13 protein-coding genes are annotated in these 15,002 nt (G+C 63.5%); 11 read left to right on the top strand and 2 right to left on the bottom strand.

The genetic code is table 11. From position 1 onward, the window contains the following. Positions 1 to 13 precede the first annotated feature (13 nt). Positions 14 to 910 (bottom strand): TIM barrel protein, encoded by an 897-nt coding sequence (locus ACWDMM_RS13065; RefSeq protein ID WP_195078643.1) that lies wholly within the window; start codon positions 908 to 910, stop codon positions 14 to 16. A gap of 246 nt (positions 911 to 1,156) precedes the next feature. On the opposite strand from ACWDMM_RS13065, the gene ACWDMM_RS13060 reads away from it, so the two are divergent. From ACWDMM_RS13060 to ACWDMM_RS13015, 10 genes are all read left to right on the top strand, one after another. After that, positions 1,157 to 2,158, top strand: a complete 1,002-nt coding sequence (locus tag ACWDMM_RS13060) for a LacI family DNA-binding transcriptional regulator (protein ID WP_195078642.1) — start codon at positions 1,157 to 1,159, stop codon at positions 2,156 to 2,158. 47 nt (positions 2,159 to 2,205) lie between these two features. Next, on the top strand, positions 2,206 to 3,225 hold the full coding sequence (locus ACWDMM_RS13055; protein ID WP_357107779.1) for a Gfo/Idh/MocA family protein: 1,020 nt from the start codon (positions 2,206 to 2,208) through the stop codon (positions 3,223 to 3,225). A 223-nt stretch (positions 3,226 to 3,448) separates the two neighbouring features. Continuing rightward, positions 3,449 to 4,426 (top strand): DNA cytosine methyltransferase, encoded by a 978-nt coding sequence (locus ACWDMM_RS13050; RefSeq protein ID WP_357107782.1) that lies wholly within the window; start codon positions 3,449 to 3,451, stop codon positions 4,424 to 4,426. A 44-nt stretch (positions 4,427 to 4,470) separates the two neighbouring features. Continuing rightward, a complete protein-coding gene (locus tag ACWDMM_RS13045; RefSeq protein ID WP_449937465.1) occupies positions 4,471 to 5,580 on the top strand; it encodes a DNA cytosine methyltransferase in 1,110 nt (369 codons plus the stop codon). Between the two features lie 228 nt (positions 5,581 to 5,808). After that, positions 5,809 to 8,385 carry a Z1 domain-containing protein gene (locus tag ACWDMM_RS13040; protein WP_357107788.1) on the top strand — a complete coding sequence of 859 codons (2,577 nt, stop codon included), beginning with the start codon at positions 5,809 to 5,811 and terminating at the stop codon, positions 8,383 to 8,385. After that, a complete protein-coding gene (locus ACWDMM_RS13035; protein ID WP_357107791.1) occupies positions 8,385 to 9,398 on the top strand; it encodes a PD-(D/E)XK motif protein in 1,014 nt (337 codons plus the stop codon). Before ACWDMM_RS13040 ends, ACWDMM_RS13035 begins: the two co-directional genes overlap by 1 nt. Next, positions 9,395 to 11,389, top strand: a complete 1,995-nt coding sequence (locus ACWDMM_RS13030) for a hypothetical protein (protein WP_357107794.1) — start codon at positions 9,395 to 9,397, stop codon at positions 11,387 to 11,389. Before ACWDMM_RS13035 ends, ACWDMM_RS13030 begins: the two co-directional genes overlap by 4 nt. Beyond that, the gene (locus ACWDMM_RS13025) at positions 11,389 to 12,285 is read left to right on the top strand and encodes a hypothetical protein (RefSeq protein WP_357107797.1); all 897 of its coding nucleotides are present in this window, start codon (positions 11,389 to 11,391) and stop codon (positions 12,283 to 12,285) included. The genes ACWDMM_RS13030 and ACWDMM_RS13025 overlap by 1 nt, the downstream gene beginning before the upstream one ends. Then, on the top strand, positions 12,282 to 13,094 hold the full coding sequence (locus tag ACWDMM_RS13020; RefSeq protein ID WP_357107800.1) for a DUF6339 family protein: 813 nt from the start codon (positions 12,282 to 12,284) through the stop codon (positions 13,092 to 13,094). Before ACWDMM_RS13025 ends, ACWDMM_RS13020 begins: the two co-directional genes overlap by 4 nt. Positions 13,095 to 13,172: 78 nt before the next feature. After that, complete coding sequence (locus tag ACWDMM_RS13015; RefSeq protein WP_449937461.1) at positions 13,173 to 13,616, top strand: GNAT family N-acetyltransferase; 444 nt, start codon at positions 13,173 to 13,175, stop codon at positions 13,614 to 13,616. A 78-nt stretch (positions 13,617 to 13,694) separates the two neighbouring features. Here the strand turns inward: ACWDMM_RS13015 and ACWDMM_RS13010 are convergent, their stop codons facing one another. Continuing rightward, a complete protein-coding gene (locus tag ACWDMM_RS13010) occupies positions 13,695 to 13,934 on the bottom strand; it encodes a DUF6400 family protein (RefSeq protein WP_357107806.1) in 240 nt (79 codons plus the stop codon). A 551-nt stretch (positions 13,935 to 14,485) separates the two neighbouring features. Between ACWDMM_RS13010 and ACWDMM_RS13005 the strand changes: the two genes are divergently transcribed. After that, entirely contained in the window at positions 14,486 to 14,995 is a 510-nt protein-coding gene (locus ACWDMM_RS13005; RefSeq protein ID WP_195078638.1) for a hypothetical protein, read from the top strand. Positions 14,996 to 15,002: the final 7 nt, after the last annotated feature.

Here is a 15,002-nt window from a genome sequence, read left to right as displayed (position 1 = left end):
GTCGCCGCTTCCACTAGATTCCCGCCGTGGCCGGCGCGATGGCCGCGAGGTGGCCCAGGCTGCGCTGGGCATCGTCGCTCGCTTGCCGCGCCGACTCGCCCGGCCGCAGCGCGGCGTCCTGCTCCAGCACGTACCAACCCCCATAACCTGCGGTCTGCGCGGTGTGCACAAGTGCCGCGATATCGACATCGCCGGCGCCAAGCGGCACATACAGTCCGCGGCGCACGGCCGCGCTGTAGTCCAGTTCTCCGGCGCGCACCTGATCGGCCAGCGCGCCGCGCACGTCTTTGAGATGGATGTGCCCGATCCGCTCGGCGTACCGTCGCGCGAGCCGGACCGGCTCGGCGCCGCCGATGAGCAGGTGCCCGGTGTCGAGGCAGAGGTCGAGATCGGAATCGGCGAGGAACCGCTCGACCTCGGCCTCGCTCTCCACATGGGTGCCGACATGCGGGTGCAGCACCGTGCGCAAGCCGTGTGCGGCGGCCGCGCGGCGGACCGCCGCGGCCGTGTCGACCAAGGCGCGCCATTCGGAGCCGTCGAGTCGCGGGCGCGCGTCGTACCCGCTCAACCCCGTCGCGGCGGCGAGCACGAGAACTTCCGCGCCCGCGGCGGCCAACTGGGCGGCGACGTTCTCGGCGCGTGCGACGGCGCCGTGCCGATCGCGGTGCAGCACGACGGCGAGGAACCCGCCGACCGCCCTGAGCCCGAAGGTTTCCAGCAACCGGCGCGACGCCCCCGGATCGCGCGGCAGATAGCCGGGAGGACCGAGTTCCGTTGCGGTCAGGCCGAGTGCGGCCATCTCCGCCAAGACGGTGGGCGCGTCGAGCACACGGCCCCAGCCGGGAACCTCACAGACTCCCCAGGAGATCGGCGCGGCCGCGACGCGCAGCGGGTGCAGGGGTTCGGTCATCGGTGCTTCTCCGACCTTCGACTGTCGAGGTGTCCGTTCTGTTGGAGCGCTCCAACTATGTAACGCAGGTCATAGGGTGTCAAGCGTCGTCAGCGCAGCGTCTGAAACCCGCTCACCAGGCAATATGGGGCTTCCGCGCCGCGAAACGCCAACCCTGAACCCCGATTGGAGCGCTCTATTGATCAGCACGTGGGCAGCTTGTATCGTGCGAGCCGAAAATGCCTGCGAAGACGGAACGGAGGCGACATGGCACGACCGACCATGGAAGACGTCGCCGCCCGCGCCGGCGTCTCCCGCGCCCTCGTCTCCTTGGTCATGCGCGACTCTCCGAAGGTCAGCGAGCACCGCCGCCGAGCCGTGCTCGACGCGGCCGAAGACCTCGGCTACCGACCGCACATCATGGCGCGCTCGCTGGCCAGCCGGACCTCCAACATCGTCGGCGTCATGGTCTCCGACCTGCGCAACGCCTTCTTCGCCGACATCGTCGAAAGCATGGACGCCGCCGCCAAGGCCTGCGGCCTCGAACTGATCCTCAACACCGGCAGGCGCACCGTCGCCCGCGAACGCACGGCGCTGGAAAGCCTGCTGTCCTTCCGGCCGGGAGGCATCATCCTGCTGTCACCGATCCTGCCCGCCGCCGCCATTCGCGCAGCGGCGCAGCAGGCTCCGCTGGTGCTGGTCTCGCGCACCTCCACCGTCGCCGAAATCGACACGGTCAACGACGACGGCGAGGTCGGCACCGGATTGGCCGTCGATCATCTGGTCTCCCTCGGGCATCGACGCATCGTGCACCTGGACGGCGGCGCAGCCTTCACCTCCGCGCCCCGCCGCAAGGGCTACCGCGCCGCCATGCGGCGCCACGGCCTCGAACCGATGGTCGTGGCGAGCGAGCACACCGACTCCGCGGGCACGGCCGCGGTGCGCAAACTGCTGAACCTGTTCTCCCGCGACAACTTCCCCACCGCGCTGGTCTGCGGCAACGACTTCAACGCCGTGGGGGCGATGTCCGCGCTGGAGGAAGCGGGGCTGCGGGTGCCAGAGGACGTCTCGGTGGTCGGCTACGACAACACCTCGCTGGCCGCGCTGCGCCACGTCGCGCTGACCACCATCGACCAGCCCCGCACCCAGATGGGCCGCCTCGCGATCGAGGCGCTCGCCGAACGCCTTCGCGACGGCCGCACCACCCCGGCCCGCCGCCGGGTGGAACCTTCGCTCGTCGTCCGCTCCACCACGACCGCTCCCCGCTGAACCACGGGCCCCGCGCCCCGCCACCGTTCCATATATAAGGAGAGCCGATGTCATCCCACCGAGCCGTCACGCTGGGCCTCGCCGGAACCGGCCGCATCGGAACCTCCCACGCCGAGACTTTGAAGAAACTCCCGAACGTCGCCACCGTGCTGGTCGCCGATGCCGACGCCGACCGCGCCCGCACCACCGCCGCCGTCCTCGGCGTCGAATTCGCCCCCGACCTCGACACCCTCTTCGCCGCCGACCTCGACGGCCTGATCATCACCACCACCACCGACTCCCATCCCGGACTCATCCTCCGCGCTGTCGACGCGGGCATTCCCGTCTTCTGCGAAAAGCCCGTGGCCGCCGACATCACCGGCACGCTGGCCGTCGTCGACCACCTCCGCAACTCCCCGGTCCCCGTCCAGATCGGCTTCCAACGCCGCTTCGACGCCGGCTACCGAGCGGCGCGCGAAGCGATCCGCTCCGGACGGCTCGGCTGGCTGCACACGTTGCGCGCGACGACCCTCGATCCGGCTCCACCACCCGCCGAATACATCGCCCGCTCCGGCGGGTTGTTCCGCGACTGCGGGGTGCATGATTTCGACATCATTCGTTGGGTGACGGGGCGTGAGATCGTCGAGGTATATGCGCTCGGGGCGAACCGGGGCGAGGCGTTCTTCGCCGAAGCCGACGATGTCGATACGGGCGCAGTACTGCTGCGCCTGGATGACGGGGCGCTGGCGACTGTGTCACTGACCCGGTACAACGGGGCGGGGTACGACGTACGACTGGAAGCGTTGGGCTCCAAGGGAAACGCCATCGTCGGTTTGGACGACCGCGCGCCGCTGACTTCCGTCGAACCCGACCGAAGTCCCTCCCCCTATCCTCCCTATTCCGGGTTCATGGAACGCTTCCGTCCGGCGTATGCGGAGGAACTGGCGGCGTTCATCGAGGTCGCGACGGGGCGGCTCGAGAATCCCTGTCCTCCGACTGAGGCGCTCGAAGCATTCTATGTCGCAGACGCGTGCGAACTGTCGCGCCGAGAGCGGCGAGCGGTTGAGGTTGGCGAAGTCCAACGCTGACCTGTACCTGTCCTAACACCCAACGACCGCACGCTGAAGTGATCCAGTTGGCTCCGACACCTAGATCACCAGGGAGCCGGTCTTGCGCATGTCTACTTCCCAACTAACAGCACGTATGGTCTGAACTGCGCCTTATCCTGAACGGGACAGCTACCAGGTGGGGAGGTAGGCATTGCGCAAGGCAGAGCGAACCGACGTCCGGGTGGTTCCCCTAGGGCGGCGAATGCGCTCGGTGGAGTTCTGCGCGGGCGCCGGCGGGCTCGCTCTCGGTCTCGAGCAGGCGGGATTCGATCCCCTCCTGGTTCTCGACAATCGCGATGTCGCCTGCGCGACACTGCGGACGAACCGGCCGCACTGGAATGTGCTGAACACCGACTTGCTGAAGTTCGAGCCGCGGTTGGAGTTGCCGCGATCGACCGATATCGACCTCCTGGCTGCCGGCCTTCCGAGAGTGAGATCTGCGGCAACGGCATCGAGACAGCGCGGCAGCGGCTGGGAATTGGAGCTGCTGGAGACGACAGGCCGGTTGACTTCAGAACTGCGACCACGTGCCCTGCTGATCGAGAACGTGCCCGACATGGTTACTCGACCGGAATACCGTGAGAGCCGGTCCTGCGTCGAAAAATACCTGAATACTGCCGGTTACGAGTATCAGTGGCTGGTGATCGACGCTCGCGACTTCGGAGTACCGCAGCATCGGCTGCTGGGCATACTGATCGCCTTGCGCGATGGACACATCGTACAGTTCGAACGAAATCTGACGGCTCCGCCGCCGAGCTTGGCCTTGACAGTCGGCACTGTGTTGCGGCCCTCTATGGGTGCGCGCGGCTGGCCTCAGGCCGACGAGTGGGCGATGCAGGCGAACGTGATCGCACCCACTATCGTCGGTGGCTCGTGGGACCGCGGCGGTGGGGACCTCGGACCGCAGGGTTCGGTTAACGCTTGGGCGAGAATCGGCGTCAACGCTCGGTCGATCAGCGACGAGCTACCGGCCGCCGACTTCGTGTGGAGCCCAGCCCTCGGTCCAGACCACATGGTGAAACTCACGGTCGAACAGGTCGCCATATTGCAGGGGTTCCCTGCGTATTGGCGTATCGAAGGCCGCAAAACGGCGCGGTATCGCCAGGTCGGAAATGCGACCCCGCCACCCGCCGCGTGCGCGGTTGGCCATGCCCTCCGAGCAGCGCTGACCGACTGTTGAACGCGCTGTAGCGACTCGGCGTTGCGCCGCTAAGATCGCGAGTCATGCCCTCCGATCCACACGAGCAACCCCGACCCCACCAGGTCGACATGATCGACTTGTTCGCCGGACCTGGAGGACTCGATGTGGCGGCGCGATGGTTGGGGCTGAGCGTTTATGGGTTCGAATGGGACCGGAACGCGTGCGCGACAAGGTCTGCCGCCGGCTTGAACGACCGCCCGCACGATGTACGGGACTTCGGACCTGCGACAGCACCGAGCGCCTGGATACTGGCCGGCGGGCCGCCCTGCCAAACGTTCACCGTCGCCGGTGCCGGAGCTGGGCGCAAGGCACTTGACGAAGTCCTGAGTTACGTCGTCCGGATGGGTGACGGAGAGGACGTGTCCGCAGACTTGGAGACATTGAAGGATGAGCGAACCGGCCTGGTCCTCGAACCCTTACGATGGGCACTATCTGCGCACAACCGCGGCGATCCCTACAAAGTGATTGTGCTGGAACAAGTTCCGGCAGTACTGCCCATCTGGCAGGCGATGGGCACCGTCTTGAGGAAGATCGGGTATCACGTTGCCTGCGATGTACTGCGCACCGAACAGTTCGGCGTTCCGCAGACTCGCCGGAGAGCCATTCTGATCGCCAGCCTCGAAGGCGAGCGCAAACTCCCGCAAGCCACCCACCGGCCTTACCGCAAAGGTGTAGAACGCACAGCGGGTGAGTCCGACCTGCTCCCCTGGGAGACGATGGACACTGCGCTGAATCGCGGATACAACTTCTGCGTGGTCTCGAACTACGGAACCGGTGGCAACCCCAAGTTGCGAGGTCGTCGCCACTCTCGCGAGCCCTCGGCCACGATCACCGGCAAGGTCTCCCGGAACAAGATCGTCGACGACACCGGTATCGAGAGCCCACGGTTCAGCCTGGCCGAGGCGGGTCGCCTGCAGACGTTCCCGCTGGACTACCCCTGGTCGGGCAACGACATCGCCCAGCAGATCGGCAATGCGATTCCACCCGTGCTCGCTCTACACGTCTTGTCGGCGGCCCTAGGGCAGCAGGTGAGTCACGAGGATGCACGGAAGGTAGTCGATCGTCCATGGATCGACACCCGGGACTCTGCCCCGCTGGACCACTTCGCAAGAATTGGACAGCTTTTCGTCTGACCCCTTCTCGCACCTACAGCGCATTGTCTCGCACTCTCTGCGTGGGCCCGGCCGGTCTGCCGCCCCCTGTAGCGAACCCGCGTCGGCGAACGATACCTCACATCAGCGGTGTAACACTTCGTCCACTTACCCGAAGATCATCGGATCGAGCCGATACAGTTACCCGCAACGCGGGGGAGCCAAACCTCCCATCGTCGATGTAGCGGTAGCACGCAGTGGGAGGTGCCGGTGAGCGATGTGATTGACGAGCAAGACGAGCTGTTCGATGTGTTCAGATTGCTGCTCGATACCTACACGCCGGCGGAAGCGATCAAGAAGCTTCGTTTGTTTTCCACGCCCGACGAAGTCATCAAACGGATCGTGGACCGTCACGAGCAGGAAGTCGTGCGCATCAAGGAGATGCGAGAACCACCTTCTGTTGTGATCGACAACTACGAAACCTGGTACGCCGGGCCGCATCCCGATGACAAGCTGTGGCCGTCGATCACCGATGGGCTGGCCAGGGACGGCTGGCCGAAGACATCCATCGACAGTCTGGATGGTGCCTCTACTCGAGTCGTCTCGCTCTTACAACATCCGCGACAGAGTTCCTTCTCGACGCGCGGCTTGGTCGTCGGCTACGTGCAGTCCGGCAAGACCACGAACTTCACCGCGGTGATGGCCAAGGCGGCCGATCGCGGCTACAAGCTGTTCATCGTGCTCGCCGGGATTCACAACGGCCTCCGCAGACAGACCCAAGCTCGCTTGGTCCAGCAACTCGTGGAGCCGAACCCCACGCTGTGGTCTCAGATCACCGACCTGGATCATGATTTCCGACCGACCGCGAACCCCGCCAGTTTCTTCGGCAAGTCGAACAAGACGCACGTACTTTGTGTCGTCAAGAAGAACGCCACCGTGCTGCGCAAGCTGGTGAAATGGCTCGGCGACGCTTCGGAGTACTTGGCGGATTGTCCGGCGCTGATCATCGATGACGAAGCCGATCAGGCGACCGTCGCAACAAAATCGATCAACCCGCTCATTCGTCAGATCCTCAACACGTTGCCGAAGTCCGCCTATGTGGGGTACACAGCCTCACCGTTCGCCAACTTGTTGATCAACCCTGCCGCCGAGGATTTGTATCCCGAACACTTCATCGTGAACCTCCCCCAACCACAGGGTCATTTCGGAACGGAGGTGTTGTTCGGCAGGTACGCGTTGGACGGCGAAGACCCTAATGAGGTCGACGACGGTTACGACATGATCCGCACCGTTCCCGACGACGATATCGAGCTCGTCCGACCGAAGACCAGGGCCGAGGCCGAAGGCTTTTTCCCGACCATCACTGACACCCTGCGCCGCGCAGTGCTCTACTTCTGGTTGACAACAGCCGCCCGTCGAGTACGTGGCGGCGGGAATCCACATTGCACGATGCTGATTCACACCAGCGTTCGCACCGCAGTGCACAACAGCTTCCGAGACCCGTTGCTTTCATTGCGAGCGAAAATCGGACGCAACCTGAACGACGCGAAAATTATAAATGAGTTGCGCACGCTATGGAATGAAGAAACGTCTCGTGTTCCTGCGGTCGAGTTCAAAGAAAAGTCCGTCTCGTTCGATGAGCTGGCGGCAGAATTGCCAGGCGTACTCCGTGACTGCCGCATCGTGATGGACAACTCGGAGAGCACCGACCGCCTCGACTATGAGAACGGGCCTGTGGTCGCGATCGCAGTGGGCGGCAACACATTGTCACGCGGTCTCACGCTCGAGGGCTTGTCTGTCAGTTACTTCGTGCGCTCGGTCTCGACATATGACACGTTGCTGCAGATGGGCCGCTGGTTCGGCTACCGCAAGGGCTATGCAGACCTGCCCCGTATCTGGATGACCAAGGAGCTCGAGGACTGGTTCCGCCACCTCGCAACGGTTGAGACCGAGATGCGCCGCGACATCGATATCTACATGACCGAGGGAAAGACCCCGATGAACTTCGCGGTCCGCCTCCGGACGCATCCCGCACTACGCGTTACCGCAGCCGCGAAGATGAAGGACGCGGTATCAGCGGCATCGTCCTACGGTGGTCAGCGTGTTCAAACCCGGTACTTCCGTCTGGAATCCGATTGGCTGCTTCGGAACCAATCAGCGGCATCCAAGCTGGTGAGCGACGCAGTGCAGGTCGGAGATGTCGAGGGAAGTACAACGGAGGGCCGCTATCTCATTCGAGATGTGTCGAGTGACATCGTATTGACGTTCCTGCGGAACTATCAGTTCCATGAGCGGTCGCAAGAGTGCGATGCAAAGCTGATGTCTGGATACATCGAGAAGCGCATCCGAAACGCAGGAACATTACGGCGCTGGAACCTCGCAGTGGTCGGGAAACCAACCGACAACCGTCTGGAGCGGTTCGACTTTGCACCGGGCATCGGCGTCGGGAGGATCGTCCGGTCCCAATTCGCATCTGGAATAGATTATTCCGACATCAAAACACTGATGAGCCGTCGCGACGCAGGCTTGGATCTCAAGGGAATCACCACCGGTACAACCGAAGAAGAAATCAAGAAAGCACGCCAGATCCAGCAGCCCGACACCGGGTTGTTGGTTCTATATCCGATCGACAAGGTTTCGGAGCCCGAGCCCAAACCCAAACCATCTAAAAAGGAGCGGCAACCGCTCAACGCTCCTGAGCACGTCATCGGCGTCGGTCTGGTGTTCCCCACTCCGACCGCCGACGACAGCACTGTTGCGTGGGAGGCCAACTACATCTCGGCGGACCTGTCCGGTGTCGAAATCGAAGAGGAGGACTTCAGCGCCCTCGAAGCCGAGGACATTTGATGTCGTCAGCCATCAGAGACGTTCTGGACGATCACTGGCGCCGCCTCGCACGTCGCCCACCATTGATGTCGGTCGTTGCCGTCTCCGAGCTACCTGTACCGACGCAAAACGGCTCGCTGGCAGCCGCATTCGATAGCGCGGGAAACCGTCACCTTCTCGTTCCGGTGGGAGCGCATCAGAACGTGCGCAGAGGGCTCAACGGACCGGTTCTGATGTTGCACAAGCGGACCCTCGACGATGGCAGGACCAGACATGACTACGCTGATCTCGCCTGTCTGCGGCCAGATTTGAACGACATCTTCACTACGCTGTGCGCCGATGTACTGATCGCCACCGAGGCGGCGCCCGAGAATCCGCTGAAGGTGCTCAACCGAGTACTTGATCGTTGGAAGGCGCTGTTCCAGAACCCCGGTCCGCCGCTGGGCCCGGAGAAGCTGGCGGGTCTGTTCGGCGAACTGATCGTGCTGGCGCGTCTGCTCGAACATCACAGCAGCGCTCACCTCCTATGGCGAGGGCCATCAGGATATCGTCACGATTTCGCGACCGACGCCGGCGCTCTCGAGGTGAAGACTTCGACAAGTGCCGACGGTCGACAGATTCGAATCCACGGCCTCGACCAGTTGGAGCCTCCTGCCAACGGTGTCTTGGGGTTGGTCTGGCTTCGGCTGGAACCGGCCGTGCGTGACGGACTCGGCTTCCTGGATCTGATCGATCGCGTCTTGGAGCTCGCCGACGACGAGACGGCCGTTCTGAACCAGCTGGCATCGATCGGCTACCGGAAAGCCGATGACGACCACTACCGTCATGCCCGCTACCACGTGAGCGAACAGCGCTGGTACAACGTCGATGTCGGGTTCCCGAGGCTGACCGCCATCGACCTCGCGGCGGCAGCGATCTCTTCGAACGTGCGCGACGTCGATTACACGATCGACCTTTCGGGAGACATGCCCGGCCCGATGGAGGAAAGCCAAGTGGAACGACATATCCGCTTGATGATCGAGGAGCATGTGTGACGCCGCCTGCTTGGGTTTCCCAACCATTTCCGCCGGAAGGCGCGAGTGCCGCAGAAGGAATCAGGAATCAGCTCGGCAAACCCGAGCTCGACCATCTGACTATTCTGATTCGCGAATCGGCGCAGAACAGCTGGGATGCTCGTGTCAGTGATGGCGCTTCGGTGGATTATCGGATCGATCTGAAGACTGTCAGTGCCGCCGATGCACCGGCCTGGAGAGATAACCTGTTGCGTCGTGCTCCGGCCAAGCAGGTACTTCCGCTCCGGGACTCTCTGCAGCAACACACCATTCGGGTGTTGTCGATCTCGGATCGCGGAACCCGAGGCCTCGGTGGGCCGACCCGCGCCGACGCGGTCACCCAAAAGCGGCCCGACTTCGTTGCCTTCCTTCGCAATATCGGTGAACCACGTGACCAGGCATTGGGCGGCGGCACCTACGGCTTCGGCAAGGGCATCCTGTATCTCGTGTCGAAATCGGGCACGATCCTCGTGCACACCCGTTGCCGGTACGAGGGGCGTTACGAGACTCGACTGATGGGGGCGGCACTGTGGAAGAGTTATGACGCGAAGGAGTTCGACCGTGAACGTCGTTACACCGGCAGGCACTGGTGGGGAGACACTTCGGGGGAAGTGATCGAGCCGCTCGTCGGTGCCGACGCCGACGCGATGGCCCGAAAGCTCGGGTTGCGACCATTCGGAGACACCGAGACCGGAACGACGATTGTCATTATCGATCCCGATCTTGATGACGCAGAACCGGCAGACGTAGCCACGTATCTCGCGGAGACGATCACGTGTCAGTTGTGGCCGAAGATGATGCCCGACCGAAACGGCATTGTTCCGATGCGGTTCTCGGTGACCTGTGACGGTATCGAATACAAGGTGCCGGAACCGACATCGATGAAGTCCCTGCGCTTGTTCGCCTCCGCCTATCGGAAAATGATCGGCGCTGAGGCGCAAGAGCTGCACTGCCGCAGGCCGAAGAAGTTACTTGGGCGGTTTGCCCTATACCAGTCTATGGCGCAGCGGTTCGAGCCAACCGACGCAGAAAGGATGGCAGGCTTCGAGAACGGCATGGTGCATCACGTCTGCCTGATGCGACCTGCCGAACTAGTGGTCACATATTGGCCTGGACCGAAGCCTGCGAGCGAGTACTCCGCATACGCGGGCGTTTTCCGTGCCGATCCTGAGATGGACGAAGCGTATGCGGCGGCGGAGCCGCCGACCCACGACAACTGGAACTATCAGTCGCTGGACCATCCTGATCACACGTTCGTCAGGACCACGTTCGTGCGTATGAAGGAAGCCATCGAAGCGGTGCTCGGACCGCGTGGCAGCAGCGGGGTCGAGGTCGCCCGAGTATCGCTGGGGGCTGCGAGCGAACGCCTTTCGCCTCTCGTGGGTGGCGCGTGGGGTATCGGTGCGGCCACCGACTACGGCAAGCCCGGTGACACGGCACCGCCCGCTCGATCGACACCTGCTCGTCGCCCGAGTGGCCGTCGGCAAGAGGTCGCTGAGACCGATGCGGTGGAAGTCACGCATACACCAAGCGTTGAGGGACGCGAGCCTGCCGGATTGACCGGAGACGCGGGCGACTCGGACCCTTTCGACATGGACGCATTCGCCGAGCCCGCCAAGCTGGTCAAGCAACGTCGGCGACGCCCGAAAGTCGAATATGTCGGTGATCCCGAGCCGGAGGAACTGTGGGGACATGCCGTGGTGGTGCAGCGCTTCCGCTTGCCGGTCGGCATTCCGCAACGAGTCACCGTCGATCTGGCAGTTGCACTGAACAGCGATGGCGGTCTCGAAATGGATCCTCCTGCCGGTGCGGAAATGCCTGGACTCGTCGGTTGGGAGGATCCACACGGGGAACTGCATCAAGTGCCGTCGTACGTCATCGAAGGAGGCGACGGCCAGATCTGGAAGGCCGTGGTGAAGCCTGCCGCCGACACCATGACCGACATCATGCTCTACACCGAGGCGGTTGGCTGATGGTCCATCGCGTTCTTCCCTACAAAAAGCCTTCGCCTGCCGCCATCCAGGCAGGCCAGTGGTTGTTGTCAGTCGATGGTGACGAACTGCCGCTGCCGGAGTCCTACCCGCACTGGGACTATCAAACGACGCTTCGCCTTCGCCGCACTGTCAAGGTAGACCTGCCTCGGGCCCTTGCCGAATCGACGTTGGCCCCCGGCACCGAACTCGCGCTGGCCGCCATCTGGACATCGACCGGATCGAAGCTCAGGGGAACGGTCATGCGCGCGTTGGTTCCCGAAAATGGCGAAGTCGTCTTACAAGCCGAGCTTCCAGGGGCCGACCTGGGCGGTGTCGTGCTGTTGGACACCGCCTTGGTCCTTGCCCGGCGCCGACATGGCGGTGACCGTCCAGTAGCGCCTCGCCGCGGCGGTTCGGTTCTGTGGAGCGATCGTAGCCAGATTCGCCTCCAAGGCGACGCTCCTCAATTCCCGATCGCCATAGTCGATTTCGATAAGACCGACTACCCCGGTGACGCCGCGTGGCACTTGGAGATCGGTACGAATCTCGACGCAGCAACGATGGGCTCGCTTCTTTTGCTGGTCAACGAGAAGAAGACCGTCATCACAGAAGCCCTTCAACGCGCAGCCAGCCCGCGTCTTGAAGACAAGATCGCCCTGTCCGCACTCTATGCCGACGTTGCTCGCACAATGGTGGACCATGCCCTACGCCTCGCCGAGTTCGATGACGAGGCGCACTACGTTGATGAAACGCTGGGCGCCACGCTTCAAGAGCTGTTCGGCCGACTTTTCCCGAGCCGATCGATCACCGACATTCGGCTTGCAGCACAGGAGTCCCCGAACTTGTTCGCATCCGAGTTGCAGGCGGCCGTGAAGATTTTCGAGGGGGTCGCATGACACTTCTGTACCCTCGGCTGCTGCGCCACCGCGCGAAGCTACTTGCGGCGGAGTACAAAGAATTCACCCCACTGGAACTGCACGACCGCTGGGCGATTGCGGACGAATCAGCGGTATTCGTGGCGACCGGTGGCACAAGGGTGGACCAAGAGAAGTTGCGCTTCCTCCGCGACATCGTCATAGACCTGGCCAAGGAGTCCGGCTTCCCGGAACCACCTGATGCGCGTCAGAAGGTGGCTTTCGATCTCAGCATTGCGGTCGCATTGCACAAGGAAATGCGAATCGCGCCTGCGGAGGCTGCTGCAGGCGATGTGTGGGCGTTTCTGGCATTGATTGTCCTCCCCGACGTTGCTCACTGGCGCTACCCGAAGCCACCGGTCGATCGCGTCCTCGGGTCCGATCTCACTCGCCATGTGTTCGGCCGGATGTGGTGGCGAGCACACTTGGTGTATTCGCCGACCGACTCGGACCCGTATGCGGCATTGCACGTTCTCGGCGAAGCGGCATTCGATCAGATCTACGCGCGGCGCGCGGCCTTGGGCGGCAGTCCACACTTGATCAAGTCGATCCTGCGAGTGTGGCGGCGTATGGACTTGCGCGGGCTGACCGAGCGAGAGATTCTGCGAGACTTCCTGAAGCGGCTGCTCCGCCTGGCTCCTTTCGTCGTCTTCGAAGCGCTGGAAGAGTCAGCGTTGGACGAAGAACTTGCAGAAATCGCGAAAGAAACAGTTATGGGGGTGCTCTCGGCAGGCGGGCGTATGCCAGCCGAAGAAGCAGCAATCCGCGCTGGGCGTGTATTCGGTGACTGAGTTGGTCTTCGTGTAGTCCGACACCCGGCTGTGCATCGCCAAAGCAACGGGCGGGAGTTCGAAGCGCCCGAAGCGTTCATGCATCGGTTCGACGCCTACACCGATCCCGTCCGCGCCGGTGCGTTCGAGCTGGTGATCGCCCGGCTCGACGGTGAACTCTGTGGCCAGGCGTGGGGTTGGCCGCTCACGGACAGGACCGCGTGGTGGGACGGGCTGCGGCTCGATGAGGGTGACCAGGCGGGATTCACTGCCGAGAATGGGTGTTGCACGTTTGCTTTCGGCGAGATCATGGTGCGCAAGCAGTTCACTGGGCGAGGATTCGCTCGTGCCTTACACGATGAACTGCTCGAGGGGCGGCCGGAGCAGCGCGCGACACTGTTGGCGTGTCCGGATAATCGTCGGGCGTATGACAACTATCGCCGGTGGGGGTGGTACCGCGTCGGCACTCTGCGACCCGATTGGGCCGGTGCTCCACAGTTCGATGTTCTGATGCGCGATCTTCAGCAGGGTGGACCGCGCTAGGCAGACGTGCGGAGCTTTGCTTCGCTGTGGTTGGAACCTATGAGCGCGATGGAACGTAGGCGAGCGGGGGTGGTCAGGTCACGCCTCGCCGGAGGCGATACGGCCCGTCGATCGATCCGGCAGGATTCCGGCTCGGACGAGGTCGTCGTAGATACGCTGCTGTTCGTCGTCGAGATTCGAGTACAGCATGTCGTAGGCCAGATCTTCCTCGGCGAGCACCGCGATCGGATCCCAGTCGTCACCGAGCGCCGCGACGACGGCGCTGCGGCGTCGCACCTCGTCCAAGGTGAGGTCGTAGGCGAAATTGTGGTCGGCCATTCGGGTATCTCCAGCCAGTTTCATTCAAGGAATTGACGACCATCACCCAGCCGCGCCTTCGCGGGCAATGACCTGCATCACGTTCGAGGGTTGCACTTCGTCACATTTGCTGTGCTCCGCCTGGGCCCCTGCGCAAGGGAGGGCGAATGCCGGGCTTGATCACCGCGACCTTTCGCCGATCGGAATGTCGCTCGTATCGACGGCAATCGACGGTGCGTTTCCATGCGAATCGTCGCACGGAGTATTCGCGACACCCGCAGGCAGCCGCGCCATGACCTCGGTCACCGCGCGTGATAGCGGCACTCGTGCGTCGTCCCACACCCCGCGTTGATGAGTTCTCCCGTATTCGGCGCGTATTTCGCCATGGGAACGATCCCTAGGGCCCGAGCGGGGAAAAACATTCCGGCAATTGGCATTTCACGAACCACGGATCGATCGTGCGCGCGCCGGCGCGCTGCTAGCATCGGGCGGTTCGCGACAGTGGTTTCGGATGAAGCGGAGGGGAATTCATGAGCGGCGCGTCGGGCTGCGATCGTCGGCAGAAGCGGGTCATGGCGTCGCGCCGTGTCTCGTACACGGTGCCCGCCCTGGTGGCCATGGCGCTCGTGTCCAGTGGATGCGGGGCTGGTGGCACCGCCGCTCCCCGGCCGATCGTCACCACGGTCTTCACCACCACCTCGAAGCCCCCGACCCGCACGACACCGCCGATGACCACTACCGCCCCACCGACGACGACCACCCCCCGGATCACCTCGACCGCGCCGACCACCGACACCGCACAGCCGATTTACGTCGGGATCTGTGTCGACCAGACGACGAGCACCCGGGCGACCGACGACCTGTGCGATACCACCGACAGCCGTTACGCCACCTTCTGGTATCGCCACGCCGACGCACTGGTGTATCCGGCGGTCGGCGCCGCGGTGGCCCTGGCCGCAGGAACTTTCCTGCGCCCGAGCGGGACCGCGGTGCACGACCGAGGAGTTCCGGCCACCGGCGGCACGATCCAGCGCGGCGTGCTCGGCCAAGGCCGCCCCGACATCGGCGGCGTCGGCTCGTAGCTCGACC

Source organism: Nocardia sp. NPDC003726 (assembly GCF_053586955.1).
This window is presented reverse-complemented; position numbering and strand designations above follow the sequence as displayed.